This is a genomic window from Bradyrhizobium erythrophlei, from assembly GCF_900129505.1.
GTDB lineage: Bacteria > Pseudomonadota > Alphaproteobacteria > Rhizobiales > Xanthobacteraceae > Bradyrhizobium > Bradyrhizobium erythrophlei_D.
The window spans coordinates 857793-882676 of the sequence record NZ_LT670818.1; the positions used below are offsets into that span (position 1 = coordinate 857793).

The window sequence follows — 24884 nt, forward strand, 5'->3', positions numbered from 1 at the left end:
CCGCCGACGCCGGTTGTTTTAGCGGCTCATCTTCAGTCGCGGAGCATCCCATGCCGGTCGTCAGCGCGGACCTGAAACCCCTCACCTTCGTCTTCGAAGACGACGGGATCGTCCCCAACAACCCGATGCCGTTCCTGGTCTACAAGGGCGCCATCGACATCGCCAACGCCCATCCTGAAAAGATCATCGAGGGCCTGTTCGGCGCCAATGGCTGGGACGACATGTGGCGCAACGGCGTCTACGACTATCTGCACTACCACGCCACTGTGCACGAAGTGCTCGGCATCGCGCGCGGCCACGCCCGGGTCCGCTTCGGCGGCGACGCAGGCAAGGAATTCGAGATTTCCGCCGGCGATGTCGCGATTTTGCCCGCCGGCACCGGGCATCAGTGCCTGTCGGCGAGCGAGGATTTTTCCGTGGTCGGCGCCTACCCACCCGGCGCCAGGATGCACGTCACGCGGCCGACGCCGGAAAATTATCGCAAGGCGCTGAAGACCATTCCGGAAGTGAGGCCGCCGAAGACCGACCCGGTGATGGGAGAGGATGGGCCGCTGGTCCAGTTGTGGAAACGGCCGGATTAGCTGCCGGCCCGGCTTCGCCAAGGCATCCGGCCTGCGTTGCAGCTATTCCGCCGCGATTTTTTGCGCGCCCTCTTCTGCGTCATGCCCGGAATCGCCGGGTTTCCCGGCTTGCATCCAGCGCGACAGGGCGTTGGAAAGATTGTCGAGATAGAGGTAGACCACCGGCGTGGTGAATAGCGTCAGCGCCTGGCTCACGAGCAGGCCCCCGACCATCGCGTAACCGAGCGGCTGGCGGATTTCCGATCCGGTGCCGCTCCCCAGCATCAGCGGCACGCCGCCGAGCAAGGCCGCCATCGTCGTCATCATGATCGGACGAAACCGCAGCAAGGCGGCCTTCCGGATCGATTGCTGCGGCGACAGATGTTCGTCGCGTTCGGCCGAGATTGCGAAATCGACCATCATGATACCGTTCTTCTTGACGATGCCTATCAGGAGGATGACTCCGATCAGGGCGATCAGGCTGAAATCGAATCCAAACATCATCAGGATCGCGAGCGCGCCGACGCCGGCGGACGGCAAAGTCGAGAGAATGGTCAGCGGGTGAATATAGCTCTCATAGAGAACGCCGAGTATCAGGTACACCACCACGAGCGCCGCCAGGATCAACAACGGCACGGTGCCGAGCGATTGCTGGAACGCTTGCGCCGTGCCCTGAAAGCTCGAGGCGAGCGTCGCGGGTGCGCCTAGATCGTACACCGTCCTCTGGACCGCATCGGTGGCCTGGCCGAGGGCGACATTCTCGGCGAGATTGAAACTGATGGTAATCGCTGGAAACTGGCCCTGATGGGCGATCGCGAGCGGGCGTACCGGCACCGTCGTCCATTTGCAAAACACCGACAACGGCACCTCGCCGCCCGTCAGCGGCGACTTGATGTAGAGCTTGTCCAGCGTGTCGAGCTTGCCCTGCAGTTCGGGCAGGATTTCCAGGACCACGTGGTAACTGTTGAGTTGGGTGAAATACTGGGCGACCTGGCGCTGGCCGAACGCGTCGTACAGCGTGTCGTCGATCAATTGCGGCTGGATACCGTAACGCGAGGCGGTATCGCGGTTGATCGTCAGCGTCAACGTGGTGCCCTGGGTCTGCTGGTCGGTGGCGACGTCGCGCAGTTCTGGCAGCTTCTGCATCGCGGCCAGGATTTTCGGCGCCCACTCGTTCAACTCGTCGAGATTAGCGTCCTGCAGCGTGAATTCGAACTGCGTGCGCGTGGCGCGGCCGCCGAGGCGAACGTCCTGGGAAGCCTGCATGTAGAGCCGGGCGCCTTCGACCTTTTCAAGCTGCGGCCGCAGCCGCGTGATGATCTGCTGGGCATTGGCGTGCCGCTCTTGGTTCGGCTTCAAGGTCACGTACATGCGGCCGGAGTTGAGCGCGGTACCGCCGCCGCCGATGAACATCGCGATGCTGTCGACGGCGGGATCGGCCTGCACGATGGCGCTCAGTTCCTCCTGATGGCGCTTCATGTCGGCAAAGGAGATGTCCTGCGCCGCCTCCGAGGTCCCGGTAAGAAAGCCATTGTCCTGCTGCGGAAAGAAGCCCTTGGGAATGATGACGAACAGATAGACCGACAATCCCACCGTGGCGAAGAAGATCAGGAGCGTGGTCCGCTTCCAGAGCAGCGCCAGGTCGAGGCCGCGCTCATAACCATGAAGCATGCTTTCGAAGCTGCGCTCGCTCCACTGATAGAATCGGCCGTGCTTCGCTTCGTCCTTTGCGCGCAAAAAGCGCGATGCCATCATCGGCGTCAACGTCAGCGATACCACCAGCGAAGCGAAAATCGCCATCGCCAGCGACACCGCGAACTCGCGGAATAGCCGTCCGATGATGCCGCCCATCAGCAGCAGCGGGATCAGCACTGCCACCAGCGAAACGCTGATCGATACGATGGTGAACCCGATTTCCTTGGCGCCCTTGAAAGCCGCGGCCAGCGGCTTTTCACCTTCCTCGACATAGCGCGTGATGTTCTCCAGCATCACGATGGCGTCGTCGACCACGAAGCCGACCGCGATGGTCAGGGCCATCAGCGACAAATTGTCGAGAGTGTAGCCGAACGCCCACATCAGCGCGCAGGCACCGAGCAACGCCAGCGGCACCGTCACCGCCGGAATCACTGTGGCCCAGAAGCTGCGCAGGAACGCGAAAATCACCATGACAACGAGCAGGATGGTGATCAGCAGGGTAATCTGCACGTCTTCGACGGCGGCGCGGATGGTCAGGGTGCGATCGCTGATAATCTTGATGTTGATCGCCGGCGGGATGGCGGCGATCAGCCGCGGCAGCTGCGCCTTGATGCGGTCGACGGTCTCGATGACGTTGGCACCGGGTTGCTTGAAGATGACGAGAAATACGCCGCGCTTGCCGTCGGCCCAGGCGGCTTGCTTCATGTCCTCGGGTCCGGCAATGGCCTGGCCGATGTCGCGAATCCGCAACGGTCCGCCGTTGCGGTAGGCGATGATGACGTCGTTCCAGTCCTTGGCATCCAGCAGCTGGTCGTTGGCGTAGATCGTATAGGCGCGCCTTTCGCCGTCGATGTTGCCCTTGGGGCTGTCGACCGTGGTGATCGCGATCTGGTTGCGGACGTCTTCGAGCGACAGGCCTTTGACCACGAGTTTGGCCGGGTCGACCTGGACCCGAATCGCCGGCTTTTGCTGGCCGCCGATGAAGACCTGCGCGACGCCGGAGATCTGGCTGATCTGCTGGCCGAGCTGGGCGTCGACCGCATCGCTCACCCTGATCAGCGGCAGGGTATCCGAGGTCGCCGACAGCAGCAGGACCGGCGCGTCGGCTGGATTGACCTTGCGATAGGTCGGCGGCGATGGAAGGTTCTTCGGCAATTGCCCGCTGGCGGCGTTGATGGCCGCCTGGATATCGTTGGCCGCGCCATCGATGCTTCGGTTGAGATCGAACTGGATTGTTACCGAGGTGGAACCCAGCGAGCTCGTGGAGGTCATTTGCGCAATACCGGGGATTTGCGCGAGCTGGCGCTCCAGCGGTTGCGCCACCGAGGACGCCATCGTTTCGGGGCTGCCGCCCGGCAACGACGCCGAGACCTGGATGGTTGGAAAATCGACCTGTGGCAGGGGGGCGACAGGAAGCAGCGGATAGGCGACCACGCCGACGAACAGGATGCCCACCATCAGCAACGATGTCGCGATCGGATACCTGATGAACGGCGAGGAGACGCTTTCGTTCATGTTTGCAACCCGATGAAGGGCGGGTGCATCTTCTCCCGAACATCGGGAATCGTCCCCGGAATGTGAGCCCGGGCACGAATGTGCGGTTCCCTCGCCTGCGGTCAGGAGGTTCGAGGATTGAGAATCCGGGACCGCCTGTTGACGGGCAGCATAGTCGCTCCCGGGGCGGTTGTGGGAACCGAAGCGTGACGGACCTATTCGACCTTCGTCCTATCGCGGATTCCGTCCGACGCCCGCTTCAAGGATTGCTGCGATTCCCCTTGAGAGCCACCGCACCGCTTCCGGAACTGGCCAATCCACATCGCGGAGGCCGGATCGTAGCGGCGGACGTTGGTGATGGTGGCATTCGATTTTTTGAGCAGCAGTTTCGGCCTTGCTGGCAGGCGATAGTCGCTCCACTCGTCCAAACTCAAACGCCGGCGGATATGGGCCCGGCTCCCGCTTCGCCTGGCCGGGACGACAAGGGCAGAATACCACAATCCGCAGGCCCCTATGCCGCGTTGCTGCCTTCCTGGCGGCTGGCCTCGAACAGGAACCAGGTGCGGCGCTCGGTTTCGTCGATAAACGTTTCGAGCAGGCCCGCGGTGCCGGAATCCTCGTTGTCGTCGCAGAGCTTGTGGGCTTTGCGCATCGCCGCGGCCATATGCTTGTTGTCTTCCATCAATTCGCGCAGCATCTCGCGCGGCGGCACGTAGTTCTCGTCATTGTCCTGGATGGTCTGCAATTTCGCGATCTGCCCGATCGAACGCACCGTGATGCCGCCGAGCTTGCGCACGCGTTCGGCCAGTTGATCGGTGGTGGCGAAGATCGCGTCCGATTGCTGGTCGAGCATCAGGTGATAGTCGTGGAAATGCCGGCCGCTGACGTGCCAGTGGAAATTCTTGGTCTTCAGATAAAGCGCGAACGCATCGGCCACAAGCGTGTTGAGCGCGGTCGAGATCTTGCCCACGGCGGCTTGCGGAATATCGGTCGGCGTATCGAGATCGGGGGAGACTTTGTCGGACTTGTTGTCAGACCTGGTTTTGCTCACGATGCACCCTCCTGTTAGTAAATCAGACGATTGACGGCATGGACACCGTCCGCCGGACCATCTAACGCATCACCTTCCCGCCGGTTCCGCTGCCGGAACCGGTTTACCGGACGCTCGCGACACATGGACGATTGGATCGATTATTACGATTCCACGCATACAATTTATGCGAGCAAGCTGCATCGCGACCTGCATTTCCAGCTGATCGCGAAAGACATTATCGGCTACATCGCCTCGCCCGACGCGGTGGTGCTGGATTATGCCTGCGGCGAAGCGCTGTCGGCGGCCAAGGTGGCGGAGGCCTGTGGCCAGCTGATCTTGGCGGAGCCGGCACCGGGCGTGCGCGGCCGGCTGATCGCCCGCTTCGCCCCCAATACCAAAATCCGGGTGCGCTCGCTCGATGACGTCAGGAAGATGGCGGAGAAGTCCGTCGATCTCGTGGTGATGAATTCGGTCGCGCAATACATGACCGCGGCCGAACTCGATGCGGCGTTCGCGATCATCAAGCGGCTGCTAAGGCCCGGCGGCCGGCTGGTGGTGGGCGATATCCTGCGCCCCGAGGTCGGCATGCCCAGGGACGTGATCGCGCTGTTGCAGTTCGCGGCGAGGCACGGCTTCCTGCGGGACGCCCTGATCGGGCTGGTCGCCACCGCGCTGTCGGATTACCGGCAGTTGCGCACCAAGGTCGGGCTGCAGCGCTACAGCGAGGCCGAGATCGTCGCAAAACTGGCGGCAGCGGGTTTCACCGCCTCCCGCGCCCACTCCAATATCGGGCATAATCCATGGCGGATGACCTTCGTGGCGCGGCACGCTTTGCGCCTGCCGCCGGCCGGTTAGGGTTAATGAGCGGCAGGCGTGGCTCACCGCGGCGTGATCGGCAATGATCGGATCGGCCCGGTGGCGGAATGCGTCGACGCGAGAGCAGTGCATCGCTCTTTATCCTGGTTCAAATCCAGGCCGGGCCTCCACGCTTTGCCCTGACGGGCTCCGCGTGGCGCAGCCACGCCGGACCGGGCGGGGCAAAGCGTGTCCGGCGTAGCTTGAGCCCAGCGAAAGCGTAGACGGACTGGGGCCGCGCCGCCGCTCGCGTCAGAGCCAAGGCGGGCATGCCGCGCCGTAGCTCGTTAGAGCGAAGGCGGGAGCCTAAAATGCCGGTTGATTGGGGCTTTAATACCCTTTCGCGGCTGCGGAATCTGGTCTAAAGACCACCCGCGCGCGAGGTTGATCCCAAGCGCCGGGTTTGAGGGACGCGCGGCAGGCGCGCCCTTTTTTTGTGCCCAATTTCCAGTTCCCGCGAGACTTGATGCCCAAAAGAACCGACATCTCCACCATCCTGATCATCGGCGCCGGTCCCATCGTGATCGGCCAGGCCTGCGAATTCGATTATTCCGGTACGCAAGCGGTCAAAACCCTGAAGGAAGAGGGCTACCGCATCGTCCTCGTCAATTCCAATCCGGCCACCATCATGACGGATCCGGAGCTGGCGGATGCCACCTATATCGAGCCGATTACACCCGAGATCGTCGCCAAGATCATCGAGAAGGAACGTTACGTCATCCCGGGCGGTTTTGCGCTGCTGCCGACCATGGGCGGGCAGACCGCGCTGAACTGCGCGTTGTCCTTGCGCAAACAGGGCACGCTGGCAAAATTCGACATCGAGATGATCGGCGCCACAGCCGACGCCATCGACAAGGCGGAGGATCGCGGCCGCTTCCGCGAAGCCATGACCAGAATCGGGCTGGAGACGCCGCGCTCGATCCAGACCAAGAACCTGCCCGACGCGCTGCGCGCACTCGACGACATCGGGCTGCCGGCGATCATCCGCCCCTCCTTCACCATGGGCGGCACCGGCGGCGGTATCGCCTACACCAAGGCCGAGTTCATCGAGATCGTCGAGCGCGGCATCGACGCCTCCCCCACCGACGAAGTCCTGATCGAGGAAAGCGTGCTGGGGTGGAAAGAGTTCGAGATGGAGGTGGTGCGCGACAGACACGATAACTGCATCATCATCTGCTCGATCGAGAATCTCGATCCGATGGGCGTGCATACCGGCGACTCCATCACGGTGGCACCGGCGCTGACCCTGACCGACAAGGAATACCAGATCATGCGCGACGCCTCGCTGGCGGTGCTGCGCGAGATCGGGGTGGAGACCGGCGGCTCCAACGTTCAATTCGGCGTCAACCCGGCCGACGGCCGCATGGTCGTGATCGAGATGAACCCGCGGGTGTCGCGGTCCTCCGCGCTCGCCTCCAAGGCCACCGGTTTTCCGATCGCAAAGGTCGCCGCCAAGCTCGCGGTCGGCTACACGCTGGACGAGATCGCCAACGACATCACGGGAGGTGCGACGCCGGCCTCGTTCGAGCCGACCATCGACTACGTGGTGACGAAGATCCCGCGCTTTGCATTTGAAAAGTTTCCCGGCGCCTCCACCACGCTGACCACCTCGATGAAGTCGGTCGGCGAAGTGATGGCGATCGGCCGCACCTTCCAGGAAAGCCTGCAAAAGGCGCTGCGCGGTCTGGAGACCGGTCTCACCGGCCTCGACGAGATCGAGATCGAAGGGCTCGGCCGCCACGACGACAAGAACGCGATCCGCGCGGCGCTGGGCACGCCGACGCCGAACCGGCTCTTGCAGGTGGCGCAGGCGATGCGGCTCGGCTGGAGCGACGAGGAAATCTTCACCTCCTGCAAGATCGACCCGTGGTTCCTCGGCGAGATGCGCGGCATCGTCGACATGGAGAGCAAGATCAAGAAAAGCGGCCTGCCGGAAAACGCGTTCGGCCTGCGCACCCTCAAAGCCATGGGCTTTTCCGACGCGCGGCTGGCGGTGCTGGCGGAGGCCACCGAGGCCGATATCACCGCCCGGCGCCACGCGCTCGGCGTTCGCCCGGTGTTCAAGCGCATCGACACCTGCGCGGCCGAGTTCGCTTCGCCCACCGCCTACATGTATTCGACCTATGAATCGCCGTTCGCAGGCCAACTCGCCGACGAGAGTGCGCCGTCGAATGCGAAGAAGGTCATCATTCTCGGCGGCGGACCGAACCGGATCGGCCAGGGCATCGAGTTCGACTATTGCTGCTGCCATGCCTGCTTCGCGCTGCACGACGCGGGCTATGAAACCATTATGATCAACTGCAATCCGGAAACGGTGTCGACCGACTACGACACCGCCGACCGATTGTATTTCGAGCCGCTGACCGCCGAGGACGTGCTCGAAATCATCGCGACCGAGCGGCAGAACGGCACCCTGCACGGCGTGATCGTGCAGTTCGGCGGCCAGACGCCGCTCAAACTCGCGCGCGCGCTGGAAGCGGCCAATGTGCCGATCCTCGGCACCTCGCCCGACGCCATCGATCTCGCCGAAGACCGCGACCGCTTCAAGCGCGTGCTCGACAAATTGCGGCTGAAGCAGCCGAAGAACGGCATCGCCTATTCGGTCGAGCAGGCGCGCCTGGTCGCCGCCGATCTGGGGCTGCCGCTGGTGGTGCGCCCGTCCTACGTGCTCGGCGGCCGCGCGATGCAGATCATCCGCGAGGAGAATCAGCTCGGCGATTACCTGCTCGGCACCCTGCCGGAGCTGGTGCCCGGCGATGTCAAGGCGCGCTATCCGAACGACAAGACCGGCCAGATCAATACCGTGCTCGGCACCAATCCGCTGCTGTTCGACCGCTATCTGTCCGACGCCATCGAAATCGACGTCGACTGCCTGTGTGACGGCAAGGATACCTTCATTGTCGGCATCATGGAGCATATCGAGGAAGCCGGCATTCACTCCGGCGACTCGGCCTGCTCGCTGCCGCCGCATTCGCTCGATGCTGTGATGATCGCCGAGCTGGAACGGCAGACCCGCGAACTGGCGCTCGGGCTCGACGTGGTCGGGCTGATGAACGTTCAATACGCCATCAAGGACGGCGATATCTACGTCCTGGAAGTCAATCCGCGCGCGTCGCGCACGGTGCCGTTCGTGGCCAAGGTGATCGGCATGCCGGTGGCGAAGATCGCAGCGAGAATCATGGCCGGCGAGAAGCTTGCGGACTTCAACTTGAAGAAGCCCAAGCTCGGCCATGTCGGGGTCAAGGAATCGGTATTCCCGTTCGCCCGCTTCCCCGGCGTCGATACCGTGCTCGGTCCGGAGATGCGCTCGACCGGCGAGGTCATGGGCATCGACCGCTCATTCGAAGTGGCGTTCGCCAAGAGCCAGCTCGGCGGCGGCACCCGCGTGCCGCGCAAGGGCACCGTGTTTGTTTCCGTTCGTGACATCGACAAGGTCAGGATCACCGAAGCGGTGCGGCTATTGTCCGCGGTCGGCTTCAAGGTGATGGCGACCTCGGGGACCCAACGTTTCCTGACCGATGCCGGGGTGCCGACCGAAAAAGTGAACAAGGTGCTGGAGGGACGGCCGCATATCGTCGACGCCATCATGAACGGCGACATTCAGCTGGTTTTCAATACCACCGAAGGGCCGCAGGCGCTGGCCGACAGCCGCTCATTGCGACGAGCTGCCCTCTTGCATAAAGTGCCATATTACACCACTCTTTCGGGAGCCGTGGCGGCAGCCCAGGGCATCCGCGCCTATCTGGGCGGAGACCTTGAGGTCCGCACGCTCCAGAGCTATTTTTCTTCCGAATCCTGATCTTTAACGGGCCTAGCGTGCCCGTTAACGGATTGGCAATAAGCTGGCTTGGCTGGAACTCACCGGCCATGCGGATGTTCTGTTTCGGCGCCATGTAGCCCCGAAATTGCAATCTGAAAAACGTCTCGCGCGCGCCCTCGAGCGGTTCGCGCGATCGAAGGACAAGAGAATGATGGAAAAGGTTCCGATGACCGCCGGCGGCTATGCCGCCCTTGAGGTCGAATTGAAGCAGCGCCAGTCCGTGGACCGTCCGCGCATCATCGAGCATATCGCGGAAGCGCGCTCGCATGGCGACCTTTCGGAGAACGCGGAATATCACGCCGCAAAGGAGGAGCAGTCCCACAATGAAGGCCGGATCGCCGAGCTGGAGGACAAGCTGGCGCGTGCCGACATCATCGACATCTCAAAGCTGTCCGGCGACACCATCATGTTCGGCGCGACCGTGACGCTGATCGACGAGGACACCGACAAGAAGGCGGTGTGGCAGATCGTCGGCGAGCCCGAAGCCGATGCCAAGAAGGGCCGCATCTCCATCACCTCGCCGCTCGCGCGGGCGCTGATCGGCAAGAAGAAGGGCGCCTCCGTCGAGGTCATGGCGCCCGGCGGTCCCAAGGCCTACGAGATCACCAAGGTCGAGTGGCGCTGAACGGCCGGACCAATTCCGCAACAGCGGCTTGAAATGAAAGGCCGGGACAAGCTCCCGGCCCTTTCATTTCGGCCAGGTCAAGGCGGAGCGCTAACACTGTGCGAGCGGGCTTATTCCATTGCTGCTTTGCAAAACGCCGCCGATTTTATTTTGGCGACACGCTTTCGCCCGGCATCGCGCCACGTTACGAATTGACCGTGGTCTAACATCGGGGGACACGAGTATGACTGAAGCATTCGCGGCATGGAGGCCGCGCGTTTTGAGCGTGTTGCGCTTCATTGCGGGCCTGCTGATCATCCAGCATGGCCTCGGAAAGATATTCCACTTTCCCGCGCTTCCGGCCTACGCCAATGTGCAGCCGATGTCGCTGCTGGGCGCCGCCGGCTTCATCGAACTGATCGGCGGGGCGCTTTTGATCCTCGGCCTGTTCACCCGGCTGGCGGCCTTCATCCTGTCCGGCGAGATGGCGTTCGCCTATTTCATCGCGCACGCGCCCAAGGATTTTCACCCCCTGATCAATGGCGGGACGCTGGCGATCCTCTATTGCTTCACCTGTCTCTATCTGGCGACCGCCGGCGCGGGACCGTGGAGCGTTGACGCTGCGATGAAACGGGACTGAGGGGGACGATCATGGACAAGTTCAACAAAACGCTGGCGGCGGCGGAGCCGATCATTCTCAGCGTCTTCCGCATCATCCTCGGCCTGCTGTTGTTCCAGTACGGGGTCGCGAAGATCTTCAAATTTCCGGCCCTGCCCTATTTCGCCAATCCCCCGCCGCTGATCTACGCCGCGGGCGCGATCGAACTGGTGCTCGGAGGGTTGTTGATCCTAGGACTGCTGACGCGCCCGGTGGCGTTCATCCTGTCCGGCGAGATGGCGTTCGCCTATTTCATCGGGCATTTCCCGAAGGACTTCTACCCGCTGATCAATGGCGGCAGCGGCGCGATCCTGTTTTGCTTCGCCTGCCTCTATCTGGTCTTCGCCGGCGGCGGACCGCTGAGCCTCGACGCGATCATGGGCAAGAAGCGCTGAGGAGCCTCTTTCGTCATTGCGAGCCAACGGGTCGCGCGAACGCGCGCCCGATGACAGGCTCCGCGAAGCAATCCATTGGGCCGCAAGCGAAGTGTGGATTGCTTTGTCGCTTCGCTCCTCGCAATGACGGCGGAGAGATAAGTCCCGTTACCCCGGCACTTTCAGATCGAGCGGGACCGCCGCCTCGTATTTGGAATTGTGCAGCACCAGCGATGTCCTGACATTGCGGACATGGGGGGCTGCCGTCAGATGGGTGACGAACGCCTGAAACGTCGCCATGTCGGGCGCCACGCATTTCAGGATGAAGTCGACCTCGCCCGACAGCATCCAGCATTCCCGCACCAGGGGCTCGGCGCGCACGAATTCCTCGAACGCGCGCAGGTCGGAGTCGGCCTGGCTCGACAGATGTACGGAGGCGAACACCGTGACGTCGAAACCGAGCCGGCGCGGATCCAGGAGCCCGCGATAGCCCTGGATGTAGCCCTCTTCCTCCAGCGTCCGGACCCGGCGCAGGCAGGGCGGCGGCGAAATCCCGACCCGTTTGGCCAGTTCCACATTGGTGATTCGGCCATCGGCCTGGATTTCGCTGAGGATTTTAAGGTCGATTTCGTCAAGATTCTTCGACACGCGGGTACCGGTTCTGGGGCTGGCAAAAGCTGGGTGACAATGGTTGGCAACACTCTTAGCCCAGCTGCGGCTCCTTGCGCAATTTTATTGCGCGTGCGGTGCGCCAATTCTCGCCCTTAGGGGGAAAATTCGCTGATATGGATTGCAATTCTTGCATAGCTTGCCAGATATCTTAGACTTGGATTTGACACTTTCAGCGCCGGGGCAATGCCTTCCGGGCGCTTTCCTCCAAGCACCGACTAAATCTCCCGTAAGAGTGGGACTTCGCCTATGCCTGCCCCTATCCACGCCAAGGTCGTCATCATCGGTTCCGGTCCGGCCGGGAACACCGCTGCGATCTATGCCGCGCGCGCGATGCTCGAGCCGGTACTGATCCAGGGCATCCAGCCCGGGGGCCAGCTCACCATCACCACCGACGTGGAGAATTATCCGGGCTTTGCCGACGTCATCCAGGGGCCCTGGCTGATGGAGCAGATGGAGAAACAAGCGGCCCATGTCGGCACCAAAATCGTCACCGATCTCGTCATGAAGCTCGAACTCGGCCGGCGGCCGTTCCGCCTGACTTGCGACTCCGGCGACATCTATCTCGCTGAAACCGTCATCCTCGCCACCGGCGCGCAGGCGCGCTGGCTCGGCATGCCCTCGGAAGAGAAGTTCAAGGGTTTTGGCGTCTCGGCCTGCGCCACCTGCGACGGGTTCTTCTATCGCGGCAAGGAAGTCATCGTGGTCGGCGGCGGCAACAGCGCGGTCGAGGAAGCGCTGTTCCTGACCAATTTTGCTTCGACCGTGACCATCGTACATCGCCGCGACCATTTTCGCGCCGAGCGCATCCTGCAGGACCGGCTGTTCAAGCACCCCAAGATCAAGGTGGTGTGGGAAAGCGCGATCGACGAAATCTGCGGCACCGAGAATCCCGGCAAGGTCACCCATGTCCGGCTGAAGAACGTCAAGACCGGCGCGTTGACCGACGTGCCGGCCGACGGCGTCTTCATCGCGATCGGGCATGCCCCGGCCACCGACCTCGTGGCCGGCCAGATCAAGCTGAAACCGTCCGGCTATGTCGAAGTGGCGCCGAATTCGACCGCGACCTCGGTACCCGGCGTGTTCGCCGCCGGCGACGTCGCCGATGAAACCTACCGGCAGGCCGTGACGGCCGCAGGCCTTGGCTGTATGGCCGCGCTGGAGGCCGAGCGTTTTCTCGCCCTTAGGGCGAGCGAACGCGCGGCGGCGGAATAATCATGGCACGAACCCGGGACGGATTTACCGACATGGATTGGGACAAGCTGAAGGTGTTTCACGCAGCGGCAGAAGCGGGCAGCTTCACCCATGCCGGCGAACAGCTCGGCCTGTCGCAATCGGCCGTTTCACGCCAGGTCAGCGCGCTGGAACAGGAGCTTTCGGTGTCGCTGTTCCACCGCCACGCCCGCGGCCTGATCCTCACCGAGCAGGGCGACCTGTTGTTCCGCACCGCGCATGACGTGTTCATGCAGCTACAGGCGGCGCGCGCCAAGCTGACCGACAGCCGCGAGCGGCCGAGCGGCGACCTCAAGATCACGACACCGCCGGCGCTCGGCATCAACTGGCTGATTCCGCGTCTGCACGAATTCACCGCGCTCTATCCGGAAATCCGCATTTCGATGATCGTCACGGACGAGGAGTTGGATCTGTCGATGCGGGAAGCCGACGTCGCGATCCGCACCCGCAAGCCGACGCAGCCCGACCTGATCCAGCGCAAGCTGTTTTCGATTGGCTTCCATGCCTATTGCTCGCCGGAATACATCAAGCGCTTCGGCACCCCGCGCACGCTCGACGACCTCGATTCGCATCGCATCATCATGTTGAGCGACTCGCAGGTTCCCGCACATCTGGCGAACCGCAGCTGGCTGATCGATGCCGGGCGCAACGGCTCCGGCCCGCGCGAGGCCTATTTCAGGGTCAACAACATCCTTGGGCTGGTACGCGCCTGCCAGCAGGGGCTCGGGATTGCGGCGCTGCCGGACTATCTGGTCGAGGAAAATAACCGCCTGGTGCAGCTGTTCGGGGAATCCGACTCGATCCAGCTCGATACCTATTTCGTCTATCCCGAAGAATTGAAGACGGTGGCGCGGGTGCAGGTCTTCCGCGACTTCGTGGTGAGCAAGGCGCAGCGCTGGCCGTCGTAATGTTATGTTCGCTCAACGCCCCCGATCTCCGCATGACTGACATGCTCGCAGCCTAGTTGCTGCAGGGCGCCGGCGGGGACCATACTGTTTTACGCTGAACATTCGGGTTGCGCATTTGTCCCCCTCCTCCAGCGGCGCGAGCGTTCAGTAATCCCTCTTGGAAGGTGATTGTGTCGGCCTCACGTGGCCAATACCTTAAGCCGGGCTCATGCGAGCCCGGCTTTTTTTTGGCTGCACCCCGCCACCGTCGCGCGCCATGCGGCCAGATGCATACGACTGCACCGGTTCCGCAAGTTGACAGCCTCGCGGCGGCCGATCATCATTCCCAGATGATCGCGATTCTTTGCATGGCAGCGTTGTCGAAAAAAGCTCCCGTTCCGGGGGCTTCAGGTCGACGCGCGCGATAGAGATTTCGCCATCACCGATCCGAAAAAACCCCGCCGTCTGGACGGGTTTTTTTCGTGTCCCGTCTCCGGCCGACCCCAAAAGGAGATGGACCCATGAACGACCCACAGACTTCCGGCCTTCGGACTTCCGGTCTGCAAGCATCCGATCTTCAAGCTTCCTTGCATGGCCTCTGGCTGCCGCTGATCACCCCGTTCCGCAACGGTGCGCTCGACGAGGCGTCGCTGCGGCGGCTGGTCCGGCATTATGCTGCGCTGCCGATCAACGGGCTGGTGCTGGCCGCCACCACCGGCGAGGGCCTGACGCTGACGCCCGAGGAAACCGGACAGCTGGTCTTCGCGGTGCGGGACGAAGCCGGCAAGGTGAGCAATCTTCCTGTCCTGCTCGGCCTGTCCGGCAGCAACACCGGCGCGCTTCTCGACACGCTGGACCAAACCGCCTCATGGCCGATCGACGGCTATTTGATCTCCTGCCCGTATTATTCGCGGCCGTCGCAGCGGGGCTTGGAGCTTCATTTCCGCGCGCTCGCCGATCGCGCCGCGCACCCGGTGGCGCTCTACAACATTCCCTACCGCACCGGCGTCAATCTCGGCAACGAGGCGATGCTGCGCCTGGCCGATCACCCCAATATCATCGGCCTCAAGGACTGCTGCGCGGACCGCGACCAGTCACTCGAGCTGTTGCGCCGGCGCGGCCAGAACTTCGCCCTGCTGACCGGCGAGGACGCCCAATATTTTGACGCGCTCAGCGACGGCGCCGATGGCGGCATCGTGGCGACTGCCCATGTCGAGACCGGAATTTTCGCAGAAATTTACAAGCTGCAGTCAGGCGGCGACCACGACGCGGCGCTGGCGCCCTGGCGGTCGGTTGCGGATCTCACGAAGCTGTTGTTCTCCGAGCCGAGCCCGGCGCCGATCAAGCACTGGCTGTGGCGGACGGGCTTGATCGACAGCGCGGAGGTGCGGCTGCCGATGACGGAAGTGAGCGCGGAGCTTGCTGCGCGGATTGATCGGGAGATCGAGCGGCGGAAGAAGGCGTCAACGCGCGCCGCATAGCAAAAGGGTCGCAGCTCTTCTTCATCCCTCCCCTTCGCACAAGGTGGAGGGATGAGAAAGGCCGCGTGGCTTAATCCAGCCTCGTCCTCGCCAGCCGCAGCGCGTTGCCGATCACGCTGACCGAGGACAGCGCCATCGCGGCGGCGCCGATCATCGGCGACAGCAGGATGCCGAACACCGGATAGAGCACACCAGCGGCGATCGGGACGCCGGCGGCATTGTACAGAAACGCGAAGGTCAGGTTCTGGCGGATGTTGCGCATGGTCGCGACCGACAGCCGCCGCGCCCGCACCAGGCCCATGAGGTCGCCGGTCAAAAGCGTGATCCCGGCGCTTTCGATCGCAACATCGGTGCCGCCGCCCATGGCGACGCCGATATCGGCCGCCGCCAGCGCCGGCGCGTCATTGACGCCGTCGCCGACCATGGCGACGTTGCGACCTTGCTGGCGCAGCCGCTGTACCACCTCGCTCTTGCGCTCCGGCAGCACGCCGGCCTCGATCTCGTCGATGCCGAGCTTTGACGCCACCGCGCGCGCGGTGGTGAGGTTGTCGCCGGTCAGCATCACCACGCGCAGGCCGTCCGCGCGCAGCTTCTGCAACGCGGCCTGAGCCGAGGCCTTGACCGGATCGGCGATCGCGATGATGCCGGCGGCGCGGCCGTCGACCGCGACATAGATCGCGGTGGCGCCATCCTGGCGCGCGGCTTCCGCCGCGGCGTCCAGTTCTTTGGTCGCGACCTTCAACTCACTCATCAGCATCGCATTACCGAGCGCGACCCTGCGGCCGTCGACGGTCCCGGTCGCGCCCTTGCCGGAGGGCGAGGCGAAATCGCTGGCCTCGCCGGGCTTGACGCCGCACTCTTTGGCGGCGTTCAGGATTGCCTGCGCCAGCGGATGCTCGCTGCCGCGCTCGACACTGGCCGACAGCCGCAGCAATTCGTTTTCCTCGATGCCGCCGGCGGTCACGATCGACACCACCTTGGGCTTGCCCTCGGTGAGCGTGCCGGTCTTGTCGAGCACGACGGTGTCGATGCGCTCGAACCGCTCCAGCGCCTCGGCGTCGCGGATCAGGATGCCGGAATGGGCGCCGCGGCCGACGCCGACCATGATCGACATCGGGGTGGCGAGCCCGAGCGCGCAGGGACAGGCAATGATCAGCACCGTGACGGCCGCGACCAGGCCGAAGGTGAAGCGCGGCTCTGGACCGAAGGTCATCCAGGCCGCGAACGCGACCACCGCCGCCGCGATCACCGCCGGCACGAACCAGCCAGCGACCCGATCGGCGAGGCGCTGGATCGGGGCGCGCGAGCGCTGCGCCCGGGCCACCATGTCGACGATCCGCGCCAGCATGGTGTCGCGGCCGACTTTTTCGGCCGACAGCACCAGGCCGCCGCTCTGGTTGACGGTGCCGCCGATGACATGCGCGCCCTCGACCTTCGACACCGGCATCGACTCGCCGGTCACCATGGATTCATCGACCGCGGAGCGTCCTTCGGTGACGACGCCGTCGACGGGAATCTTCTCGCCCGGACGCACCCGCAGGCGATCGCCGACCACGATGGCGTCGATCGCGACGTCCTCGTCGCCGGAAGCGGTGATGCGGCGCGCGGTCTTCGGCGCGAGCCCCAGCAGCGCCTTGATCGCTCCCGAGGTGCGCTCGCGCGCCCGCAATTCCAGCACCTGCCCGAGCAGCACCAGCACGGTGATGACGGCGGCGGCCTCGAAATACACCGCGACCATGCCGTGCATGTCGCGGAACGCGGGCGGAAACAGCTGCGGCGCCAGCGTACCGACGACGCTGTAGAGCCACGCCACGCCGGTGCCCATCGCGATCAGCGTGAACATGTTGAGATTGCGCGTCACCAGCGAGCGCCAGCCGCGCACGAAGAACGGCGCGCCCGCCCACAGCACCACGGGCGTCGCAAGCACCAGCGAAATCCAGTTCGACCACATCGGCGGCACCAGATGCCCAAAACCGAGATGGCTGCCCATCTCGATGACAAACACCGGCAGCGTCAGGACAACCGCGATCCAGAACCGCCTCACCATATCGATCAGTTCGGGATCCGGCGCCTGGTCGAGCGAGACCTGCTCGGGCTCCAGCGCCATGCCGCAGATCGGACACGAGCCGGGGCCGACCTGGCGCACCTCCGGATGCATTGGACAGGTGTAGATGGTGCCGGCTGGAGCCTCGGGCTCAGGCTGTCTGGCCTCTTTCGGCCTGAGGTATTTTTCCGGCTCGGCCTCGAAGCGCTCGCGACAGCGCCCGCTGCAGAAGAAATGGTCCTGCCCCTTGTAGGCAAAACGGTGTTTCGCCGGCTCGCGGTTGACGCTCATGCCGCAGACCGGATCGATCGCGGCTACCGCGGCTTGATGGCCGCGGCCATGGCTGCCGCCGCAGCAGGCGTGGGCCGGCGTGCCGTGCGCGTGATGGTGGCCGGCGTCCGCCGTCCCGTGTGCGTGCTCCGTCTCTGCCATCAACGCGCTCCTGGCCTCTTGAAAACGATACCCTAGGGGGGTATATGGACCGCATGCGCAACGAGATCAAGACGTCCTGCCTGAAAAGACTGAAACGAATTGAAGGCCAGATCCGCGGGCTCGCCGGAATGGTCGAGGATGACCGCTATTGCATCGACGTGGTGACGCAGATCGCGGCGGCGAAGGCCGCACTGCGCCGCGTCGAGGAGGAAATCCTGCGCGACCACGTCGCCCATTGCGTCGAGCACGCGATCAATTCCGGCGACAAGGCCGACCAGCGTCGCAAGATCGCCGAGCTGATGGACGTGGTCAGCCGCGCCGAGCGGTAGACCGCGACGTCGACAGCGGCCTCAGCGTGTCCCGGACGCGGGACACGTGGCTGGCCGTTTGCTTGGTTAATGCGCGGTGATGACGGTGCTTCAGATCCGAATGACCCGGCAGCGCCAACTTTAAAAGTTGCGGCGTATCGAATTCCTCCAACAACAACCGACGGGGGAAACAATGACCACTCGAACCATTCGCGATGCCGCCAATCTGGCTTCGGTACGCGCCGAGGCCGTGCAGGATCTGCTGCTGGTATCGTCATTCGGCCTGTGGGCGATGCTTCTGGGCGTGGCGCCGGTGGTGGCCTTGCGCCTGATGACGGGAAGCTGACGGGCGGCCCGCAAGCTGCCGCACTGGTTAATCCGCGGTAGCACCTGTGGTCAAATGCGAGCGAAATCGCGATCGGCTTTTTTAAAACTTCGCGCCTATCAAGATGCCCACAAGAACAATAAGCGCGGGGGCATCGTGAGTACTCGGAATAATCCATTCCCTGAACAACAGGCTGGCTTTACCACCGGAGACATTCTCTGGGCGCTGGGCATCTGGACCGTGATCCTGGGCCTGTCGCCGGTGATCGTGTTCTACATGCTGATGGTCGCCTAGTTTCGGGCGGCCGTCGGCACCCCGACATTTTCGAGCTGCAAACAGACCTCGAGCTGCAAACAACGTCATCCCCACGTAACGCCCCAGCCGTTACGTGGGGATGACGATTCACAACAGAAAAACGCGCCAAGCCTGCGCGTTCTTTGTTGGTCCGGTGCCTGCGGCCGGGTTAAGCCGCCTGCTTGTGCATGGCCCCGCTCGCCGAGGCCGATCCGCGGATCGCCTTCACCGAGCGTTCGATCGCGGCCCACAGCCGGCCGATCTCGGCCGCCGCACGCCCTTCCGCGTAATATTCGCGCGCGCCTTCGCCATGGCTGAGCGCCATCAACAGGTCGGCACGGTTGGTGATCTGGCCGCCCCAAACCGGCGCCCGGAATTTCGCCAGCGATTCACGCGCGATGGCAACGATCGGGCTCTCGGCATCGTCGCGGCGCGCGGGCGCACCGTTGAGCACGACGGCATAGGGCTTGCGCGCGGCGCGGCAGGTCAGAATGGTTTCCTGCACGGCGTTGACGTCGAACACCCCCGGTCGGGCCGGAATGATCACCATGGTGGCGTTCTTGATGGAATCCTCGACGACGGCCGACAGGTTCGGCGGCGTGTCGATGAAAACCCATTCAAAGCCCTCACGCTTCGCGGCTGCGACGATCCCGCTGACGGAATTGACCGCGGTCTTGATCGGCGGTTCGTTGGTGCCACGCAGCTTGTGCCACAGGGTCAGCGAGCCCTGCGGATCGGCATCGACAAGCAGCGTTGGCTTCGTTGATTTGTTGACATGCGCAGCAAGATGAGCAGCCAGGGTACTTTTGCCCGAGCCGCCTTTACGCGAAGCGAAAACAATGACGTTCATACCTTGGCCTCCAGATTGACCCCAGAAGCTGAAAATGAATCAGCGCGCTGATTCGTGAAAGAAAAATTTACAACCAATTGTGAGGCGCCCCCTGATTAATCCCAGGGGTTGGCTTTTGAGTCACACCGTGCGGCGCAGCAGGGGAGCGAGTCGTCACGCGATCTCTAAGGGGCCCCCGGCGTCAAACCCGTCGCATTCAACCTGCCCGAGCATCGGCGCAACCGGCTTTTGGAGCAAACCACGGCGTGTATCGAACAAAACGAGTCCGCTTCGCAGCGGATTGTACCTGCGAGGAGGCAGCGCCTGAAGGCGCCCTTTTGGACCGGCAAGCCCTGCTGCTCACTCTCCGAGGAGGGCGACTTCGCCGCATCCCGAAAGACGTGACCTTCATGACTCGTGACCGCGCTAGCGCGGGATGACTTTTGATTGAATCGATCCGTCCGCGTTCCCTTCACCTCTCCCCGTCGGGGAGAGGTGAGCAGAGCCCGCGAACTAACCAAGACTCATCATGCGCTGGCGCGTCTCCCGCACCATGAGAGGCACCTTTCGCGCGGTCCTCGATTCACATTGTTCGAGATTCGAGCAGAGCGTCAGAACGCCGCAGCCGCCTCGGCACGCCGGCCGTGAAGTCCAGCGTCGCGGTCACTCCTCGTCAGACCTGGACTTCCTGGTTTTTTTGACCGGCTTTTTGGAATCTTCCGGCCTGATGCTCATCGGCCTGCCGGCATTGACCGGGGTCGCTGCGGCCTCGGAGTCCCTGAAGAAGACACGGCAGGGAGGGCTGAGCTGCGACTTGTTCTGGATCATGCAGACCGTGATGCGGTCGACGTCGGGAACGAACGCGCCGCAAATGCGCATCGCGTCGCCGCTGCAGGCTTGCTCCTGCTCGGGCGTATAAGCCTGGCTTGCCGCGGGCCAGATCGACACCGCCACCGCCAACATCAAGCCGAGCTGGAAGTTTCTGGACCGGACAGCCATCGCGAATCCCCCCCAAAGCATTGCTGACGAGAATTGTGAGTGAAGGTCGGCGGATTAGCAAGAAGGGCGGAAATTTCGCCTCGACGTGTGTCGTGGAAAGCACGGCATTTCGCTTCGATAATAGCTTTCGCGCGAAATGGCTTCGAGGAGTGGTACAGTTGGGTGGGCTCGAACCACCGACCTCCTGTTCCACAGTTAGTTTTTCTGGATTTTCATTGCTTTCTTTGAAATACTGCGGATTACGAAAAACTCTTGATTCGCATGAGCTTATTGCTTCACGATGCTCTCTGAAATTCTACCTCTTTCACGCCAATCTGCTTGCTATTTGCTTGCTAGAATTTCGCCTGTGAAGCTAACTGCCCTGGGGACGGAGCCAAACAGCTCACATCGGCGCGAAAAGCCGTCCGAACCGTCCGGCACCGCCCAAACTCAAGTAATACAGGTACTTTCTGCATCTATCGCGAACCGTCCGCGGATGTCCATCAGCCGTCCGCCAAAATGGAGCAGCTATGCGCAAGGCAACCGACCGCGCTTTAACAAAACGCTTAGTTGATGGCCTCGTGCTTCAAGCAAAAGCCTACCCGCAATTCGATGCGAACCTCGCTGGCTTCGGCGTGCGCGTGCACCCCACGGGTCGTAAGACCTATTTCGTGCAATATCGTAATAAGCACGCCCGCTCGCGTTGGTTTCTCTTGGGAGTTCACGGCACGATCACCGTCGAGCAGGCCAGAAGCGACGCGAAGGCCGTGTTGCAGGCGGTCGCGCAAGGTCACGATCCGGCGGATGCAAGAACGGCATTCCGTAGGGCTCCGGATATGAACGAGCTTCTGAATCGGTACGTCGCGGACCACGTTCGCAAGCGCAACAAGCCTTCCGTCCGTGCGGAACTGGAGCGCGTGGTCGAGCGGTATATCCGCCCCACGCTTGGCCTGCTCAAGGTGGCTGCAATCACTCGGGGGGATATCGAGAAGCTCCACCGGTCGATGGCAGCAACTCCAAGGCAGGCGAACATCGTCCGCGCAATGTGCTCTAAGGTGTTCAATCTCGCCGAAGAGTGGGAATATCGCCCCGAGGGAACGAACCCTTGCCGGAAGATCGCACGCTATCCCGAACGTCACCGGGAACGGTTTCTTTCGGCGGGCGAGTTGGAGAGACTTGGCGCCGTCCTTCGCCGAGCTGAAGGCGAGGGATTGCCCTGGACAATCAAGGCTGAGGGAAAGGCTACGGCCAAGCACTTGCCCGGTGAGCAGCATCGGCGGACGATCTACCCCAGAGTCGTTACCGCGACTGTGGAATTACTGCTATTTACGGGGTGCCGCTTATCAGAGGTGCTCGGCATGCGCTGGGAGCACGTCGACCTCGCGGCCGGGTCTATTCTCTTGCCAAACACCAAGGCTGGCCGGCAGCAAACGGTAGCGATCAACGCACCGGCGAGGCGAGTGCTGCTTGCCCTTCGTCCCGCTTGCATTCAGGCGAGCCCTTGGGTGCTGCCTAACCGTTCAAGAGTAGTGGCGGCCGGTCAGGAAGCGAACGAAACGCTAGGCCTTGAAAGGCCGCAACGATCGTCAGACGGACCACTTAAGAAAGATGCTATGGAAGCGGCCTGGCAGAAGATCCGGGCTGTCGCCGGCTTGGATGACGTTCATCTTCATGACCTGCGGCATACCGTCGGCACGTATGCTGGCCAGTCAGGTGCCAATGCCTTTTTGGTGCGTGACCTCCTGCGGCACAGCGATTTGTCGATGACGCACCGTTACGTCAATCAGTCGGAAGATCCGGTGCGAACTCTTAGCGACCTAGTCGGCCAGCGAATCGCCGCAAGCCTTGAGGGAGGCAAGACCGCGGACGTGGTGCCCATCCGAAAGCTCACGACATAAAGTGATGATAGTGCCGGCGCGACTTGGGCCGCCAGCAGTCGCCCGAGACGCGGAAGTACTCTCTACCCCAGAAATTTAAGTTGTGTTTACAATGCGACTCGCTCGCCCACAAGGTGCCCTTGGGCGTCATTGATGCGAGGCGAAATATTAGACCCAACGGGGCACGGAGGGCGCAATGGGAAATCTAGCAAATTTTAGGTATTTGATCGCGACCGTAATTCTAGTCGGACATCTTGGTTCGAGCACATTGCTCATAAGTTTCTGGTTGGCAGGCGGCTACACCTTCGATGAGATGATCAATGTGTTCGCTGTCATTGCTCCAATGTTTGCAGTTTACCTTTCTTTGATGATCAATTTCGCTTTCAATGACCCTTTGAAAAACGAACCGCCCCTAAACCCGCTCGCAAAGCTATTCGCATCAGTTTTTCCAATTGCATTCTCGCTGATGATGATGCTTGCCATCACCCTCAAGGCGTTCAATGCCGGGCTGCAATCGATCGATCATCTGATAAAATTTCTAGGCATAATCGAAACTGTCATGGGCACCTATGTCGCAACGGTCGTCAAAAACCTATTTCCGCCGCCGCTGGCTCAATGACTACTAGCTTCAGCACGCGCGAGCGCATTTACGATCTTCTGTAAAGTTGCCCTGGCTTCTGCAGGAAAATCAACTTCTGTATTGCCCTTAAATGCCTCATCGGGAGGGGGCCCATTGCCGACTCCGGATGCATAGCTAGGCTCTATGATTGCATGCACTTCTGTCTGAGACGGGACGATGTCTAAATAGATAACTTCCCAGTAGCTACGGGCCTTGATGATTATATTTTTGCTTCCATGAATTTTGACTTGAATTAGGCTCCCGTTTTGAACAAGAAAATCGATCTTCGGCAGCTCTCCGATAACACTTCTCAGCGCGGCCTCGATAGCTGCAGGTGTCAAATTTGTAGAAAGGGGACCTGACAATACACCCGTAACACCGTTCTCTGGCTGCACGACTGGAGCGCGAGCATACCCTGAGTTCTCGCACCTTCCGGACATCACCAATCCATCACGAACTCCCACCTCGCAGTGTCCTTCTCTAAAATTCATCACGACATCCGCTGCCGAATACCCATATAGCCGATGAATAATACGCTCCAACTTCGCAACTACTACCTGGCTCGTCATCGGCGTATCAATGTTATTCGCTCGAGTATTACGTACACCGATAGTCAGCTTAAGCCTCGGATGCGTAGCGTCCTCTGCATCTTGCGCTAAATCGAGGTTTTCGACGTTTCTACATATCTCCTCATCAGAAAACCCACCTCCAGGCTTGGGCCGTTGAGTTGCGTTCGGGTCCCCCTCCCGTCTTCGCGCCGCAACCCAATACTCATAGTTTCTCTCTGCTGCCCTGAGCACAAGCTCAAAGCGCGGCTTCGCAACGCCCCGCAAATCATCGCCCCCTCCCGAGATGCCATAGCCGCGTCGAACAAATTGGCATGCGTCTTTCAGGATCTCGGGTCGACGCGCTCCCCATAGCCTGTCGAGAAAGGCGGCCCGAAAATTCTTGATGTCGACATACCTGTATAGGCCCGAGCCAATGATCTCTCTTATCAGGGCTGCATCCCGCCTAAGAATCATGGGAGGCAATCGCGCATCGAACTCCAAATTGTGCCCGAACTCTGACAAGTATCGGATCACTTTAGTGATTGCATAGCGACAGTTGGCCTGGGTTCGGGTTCGAAGCCGATAGACTCCAGCAGGAAGAAGTACCTCCACCATCGTAAGTTGATCGGCCGTGAGACGAGTGAGATTTGGTTCCCCCGGATAGAAGAGACCGTCGGTCAAAACAACACCGCGGCTCACCAAATCATACTTAACCACGTCGCAATTGTCGCTCACTGGCAGCGCTATCACCCTCAAGATTGCAGTTCCGGCTAATCTCGTCGTCGTCTCAGAACGCCCTCGAACTGAGATGTCTCCTCGCGCGAACGATTTTGGCTTTGGCCACTTCGTTTGAGCTTCCAGTGTAACCGGAAATATGCGCGTTGCATTATCTCGGACAACGCTTACTTCCGCTACTTCCCCGGGCTTTCGGAGAGACAGTGCCTCGCGCAGATCCGAAAATTTTGTGATTGCTCTGTCATCCAACCTTACGATCCGATCTCCCGACTCAATTCCTGCATTGTCGGCCGGCCCATTTTCTCTGACCTCTCTGACTTCAGCTCCAGTTATGCTGCCCTTATTCGCGCTTTGACTGTACTCAGGGTCGGGGTCGTAGAAACTTAAACCCAGTGCCGCCCTATCAGGCCCCGCTGCCCCTTCGTCGACTTGAAACACAGCAAGAAGAATGGCGAGTATCAGGGACGTTGAAATTCTTCTCGCGAGCGCGATCGGTATAGCCGCCCTGAAACCAATCTCAGACACCAGCATG

The 24884-nt window shown here is 61.9% G+C and carries 21 protein-coding genes and 1 tRNA gene; 15 read left to right on the forward strand and 7 right to left on the reverse strand.

Annotated features, from left to right (window positions below; all coding sequences use genetic code 11):
• The first annotated feature begins 50 nt into the window (after positions 1 to 50).
• Positions 51 to 581 carry a hypothetical protein gene (locus tag B5525_RS04045; RefSeq protein ID WP_079564809.1) on the forward strand — a complete coding sequence of 177 codons (531 nt, stop codon included), beginning with the start codon at positions 51 to 53 and terminating at the stop codon, positions 579 to 581.
• A 42-nt stretch (positions 582 to 623) separates the two neighbouring features.
• Here B5525_RS04045 and B5525_RS04050 read toward each other — a convergent pair whose 3' ends face one another.
• The gene (locus B5525_RS04050) at positions 624 to 3770 is read right to left on the reverse strand and encodes an efflux RND transporter permease subunit (RefSeq protein ID WP_079564811.1); all 3147 of its coding nucleotides are present in this window, start codon (positions 3768 to 3770) and stop codon (positions 624 to 626) included.
• 490 nt (positions 3771 to 4260) lie between these two features.
• Entirely contained in the window at positions 4261 to 4800 is a 540-nt protein-coding gene (locus tag B5525_RS04060; protein WP_079564814.1) for a Dps family protein, read from the reverse strand.
• Between the two features lie 123 nt (positions 4801 to 4923).
• Here B5525_RS04060 and B5525_RS04065 point away from each other — a divergent pair, with 123 nt between their 5' ends.
• The 6 genes from B5525_RS04065 (at position 4924) to B5525_RS04085 (ending at position 11114) form a co-directional block, all read left to right on the forward strand.
• Positions 4924 to 5637, forward strand: a complete 714-nt coding sequence (locus B5525_RS04065; RefSeq protein WP_079564816.1) for a class I SAM-dependent methyltransferase — start codon at positions 4924 to 4926, stop codon at positions 5635 to 5637.
• Between the two features lie 54 nt (positions 5638 to 5691).
• A tRNA-Ala gene (locus tag B5525_RS43560) sits at positions 5692 to 5768 on the forward strand.
• A 335-nt stretch (positions 5769 to 6103) separates the two neighbouring features.
• Complete coding sequence (gene carB / locus B5525_RS04070; RefSeq protein ID WP_079564818.1) at positions 6104 to 9436, forward strand: carbamoyl-phosphate synthase large subunit; 3333 nt, start codon at positions 6104 to 6106, stop codon at positions 9434 to 9436.
• A gap of 169 nt (positions 9437 to 9605) precedes the next feature.
• Positions 9606 to 10082, forward strand: a complete 477-nt coding sequence (gene greA / locus B5525_RS04075) for a transcription elongation factor GreA (protein ID WP_079564819.1) — start codon at positions 9606 to 9608, stop codon at positions 10080 to 10082.
• A gap of 223 nt (positions 10083 to 10305) precedes the next feature.
• The gene (locus tag B5525_RS04080) at positions 10306 to 10701 is read left to right on the forward strand and encodes a DoxX family protein (protein ID WP_079564821.1); all 396 of its coding nucleotides are present in this window, start codon (positions 10306 to 10308) and stop codon (positions 10699 to 10701) included.
• An 11-nt stretch (positions 10702 to 10712) separates the two neighbouring features.
• The gene (locus B5525_RS04085) at positions 10713 to 11114 is read left to right on the forward strand and encodes a DoxX family protein (protein WP_079564823.1); all 402 of its coding nucleotides are present in this window, start codon (positions 10713 to 10715) and stop codon (positions 11112 to 11114) included.
• A 147-nt stretch (positions 11115 to 11261) separates the two neighbouring features.
• Here the strand turns inward: B5525_RS04085 and B5525_RS04090 are convergent, their stop codons facing one another.
• A complete protein-coding gene (locus B5525_RS04090; RefSeq protein ID WP_079564825.1) occupies positions 11262 to 11741 on the reverse strand; it encodes an Lrp/AsnC family transcriptional regulator in 480 nt (159 codons plus the stop codon).
• 270 nt (positions 11742 to 12011) lie between these two features.
• On the opposite strand from B5525_RS04090, the gene trxB reads away from it, so the two are divergent.
• From trxB to dapA, 3 genes are all read left to right on the forward strand, one after another.
• The gene (gene trxB, locus B5525_RS04095; protein ID WP_079564827.1) at positions 12012 to 12977 is read left to right on the forward strand and encodes a thioredoxin-disulfide reductase; all 966 of its coding nucleotides are present in this window, start codon (positions 12012 to 12014) and stop codon (positions 12975 to 12977) included.
• Positions 12978 to 12979: 2 nt separating this feature from the next.
• Entirely contained in the window at positions 12980 to 13903 is a 924-nt protein-coding gene (locus tag B5525_RS04100) for a LysR family transcriptional regulator (RefSeq protein ID WP_079564828.1), read from the forward strand.
• Positions 13904 to 14403: 500 nt separating this feature from the next.
• Positions 14404 to 15363, forward strand: a complete 960-nt coding sequence (dapA, locus tag B5525_RS04105) for a 4-hydroxy-tetrahydrodipicolinate synthase (RefSeq protein ID WP_079564830.1) — start codon at positions 14404 to 14406, stop codon at positions 15361 to 15363.
• 70 nt (positions 15364 to 15433) lie between these two features.
• On the opposite strand, the gene B5525_RS04110 is transcribed toward dapA, so the two are convergent.
• Positions 15434 to 17839 (reverse strand): heavy metal translocating P-type ATPase, encoded by a 2406-nt coding sequence (locus B5525_RS04110; RefSeq protein ID WP_079564831.1) that lies wholly within the window; start codon positions 17837 to 17839, stop codon positions 15434 to 15436.
• A 53-nt stretch (positions 17840 to 17892) separates the two neighbouring features.
• Here B5525_RS04110 and B5525_RS04115 point away from each other — a divergent pair, with 53 nt between their 5' ends.
• From B5525_RS04115 to B5525_RS45250, 3 genes are all read left to right on the forward strand, one after another.
• Positions 17893 to 18168 carry a metal-sensitive transcriptional regulator gene (locus B5525_RS04115; RefSeq protein WP_079572917.1) on the forward strand — a complete coding sequence of 92 codons (276 nt, stop codon included), beginning with the start codon at positions 17893 to 17895 and terminating at the stop codon, positions 18166 to 18168.
• A gap of 172 nt (positions 18169 to 18340) precedes the next feature.
• Positions 18341 to 18493, forward strand: a complete 153-nt coding sequence (locus B5525_RS45245; RefSeq protein WP_172899812.1) for a hypothetical protein — start codon at positions 18341 to 18343, stop codon at positions 18491 to 18493.
• A gap of 135 nt (positions 18494 to 18628) precedes the next feature.
• On the forward strand, positions 18629 to 18766 hold the full coding sequence (locus B5525_RS45250; protein WP_172899813.1) for a hypothetical protein: 138 nt from the start codon (positions 18629 to 18631) through the stop codon (positions 18764 to 18766).
• A gap of 169 nt (positions 18767 to 18935) precedes the next feature.
• Here B5525_RS45250 and B5525_RS04125 read toward each other — a convergent pair whose 3' ends face one another.
• Both B5525_RS04125 and B5525_RS04130 read right to left on the reverse strand, forming a co-directional pair.
• On the reverse strand, positions 18936 to 19616 hold the full coding sequence (locus B5525_RS04125) for a ParA family protein (RefSeq protein ID WP_079564834.1): 681 nt from the start codon (positions 19614 to 19616) through the stop codon (positions 18936 to 18938).
• 642 nt (positions 19617 to 20258) lie between these two features.
• Positions 20259 to 20594 (reverse strand): hypothetical protein, encoded by a 336-nt coding sequence (locus B5525_RS04130; protein WP_154073054.1) that lies wholly within the window; start codon positions 20592 to 20594, stop codon positions 20259 to 20261.
• Between the two features lie 509 nt (positions 20595 to 21103).
• Here B5525_RS04130 and B5525_RS04135 point away from each other — a divergent pair.
• On the forward strand, positions 21104 to 22471 hold the full coding sequence (locus tag B5525_RS04135; protein WP_079564836.1) for a site-specific integrase: 1368 nt from the start codon (positions 21104 to 21106) through the stop codon (positions 22469 to 22471).
• Between the two features lie 175 nt (positions 22472 to 22646).
• Positions 22647 to 23069 (forward strand): hypothetical protein, encoded by a 423-nt coding sequence (locus tag B5525_RS04140; RefSeq protein WP_154073055.1) that lies wholly within the window; start codon positions 22647 to 22649, stop codon positions 23067 to 23069.
• Here B5525_RS04140 and B5525_RS04145 read toward each other — a convergent pair.
• On the reverse strand, positions 23063 to 24883 hold the full coding sequence (locus B5525_RS04145; protein WP_079564840.1) for a S1C family serine protease: 1821 nt from the start codon (positions 24881 to 24883) through the stop codon (positions 23063 to 23065). The genes B5525_RS04140 and B5525_RS04145 overlap by 7 nt on opposite strands.
• Between the last annotated feature and the right edge of the window lies 1 nt (position 24884).

Coding starts and splice junctions, on each gene's coding strand:
- B5525_RS04045 (WP_079564809.1), top strand. CDS start 51: ATGCCGGTCGTCAGCGCGGACCTGAAACCCCTCACCTTCGTCTTCGAA.
- B5525_RS04050 (WP_079564811.1), bottom strand. CDS start 3,770: ATGAACGAAAGCGTCTCCTCGCCGTTCATCAGGTATCCGATCGCGACA.
- B5525_RS04065 (WP_079564816.1), top strand. CDS start 4,924: ATGGACGATTGGATCGATTATTACGATTCCACGCATACAATTTATGCG.
- carB (WP_079564818.1), top strand. CDS start 6,104: ATGCCCAAAAGAACCGACATCTCCACCATCCTGATCATCGGCGCCGGT.
- greA (WP_079564819.1), top strand. CDS start 9,606: ATGATGGAAAAGGTTCCGATGACCGCCGGCGGCTATGCCGCCCTTGAG.
- B5525_RS04080 (WP_079564821.1), top strand. CDS start 10,306: ATGACTGAAGCATTCGCGGCATGGAGGCCGCGCGTTTTGAGCGTGTTG.
- B5525_RS04085 (WP_079564823.1), top strand. CDS start 10,713: ATGGACAAGTTCAACAAAACGCTGGCGGCGGCGGAGCCGATCATTCTC.
- trxB (WP_079564827.1), top strand. CDS start 12,012: ATGCCTGCCCCTATCCACGCCAAGGTCGTCATCATCGGTTCCGGTCCG.
- B5525_RS04100 (WP_079564828.1), top strand. CDS start 12,980: ATGGCACGAACCCGGGACGGATTTACCGACATGGATTGGGACAAGCTG.
- dapA (WP_079564830.1), top strand. CDS start 14,404: ATGAACGACCCACAGACTTCCGGCCTTCGGACTTCCGGTCTGCAAGCA.
- B5525_RS04110 (WP_079564831.1), bottom strand. CDS start 17,839: ATGGCAGAGACGGAGCACGCACACGGGACGGCGGACGCCGGCCACCAT.
- B5525_RS04115 (WP_079572917.1), top strand. CDS start 17,893: ATGCGCAACGAGATCAAGACGTCCTGCCTGAAAAGACTGAAACGAATT.
- B5525_RS45245 (WP_172899812.1), top strand. CDS start 18,341: ATGACCACTCGAACCATTCGCGATGCCGCCAATCTGGCTTCGGTACGC.
- B5525_RS04125 (WP_079564834.1), bottom strand. CDS start 19,616: ATGAACGTCATTGTTTTCGCTTCGCGTAAAGGCGGCTCGGGCAAAAGT.
- B5525_RS04130 (WP_154073054.1), bottom strand. CDS start 20,594: ATGGCTGTCCGGTCCAGAAACTTCCAGCTCGGCTTGATGTTGGCGGTG.
- B5525_RS04135 (WP_079564836.1), top strand. CDS start 21,104: ATGCGCAAGGCAACCGACCGCGCTTTAACAAAACGCTTAGTTGATGGC.
- B5525_RS04140 (WP_154073055.1), top strand. CDS start 22,647: ATGGGAAATCTAGCAAATTTTAGGTATTTGATCGCGACCGTAATTCTA.
- B5525_RS04145 (WP_079564840.1), bottom strand. CDS start 24,883: ATGCTGGTGTCTGAGATTGGTTTCAGGGCGGCTATACCGATCGCGCTC.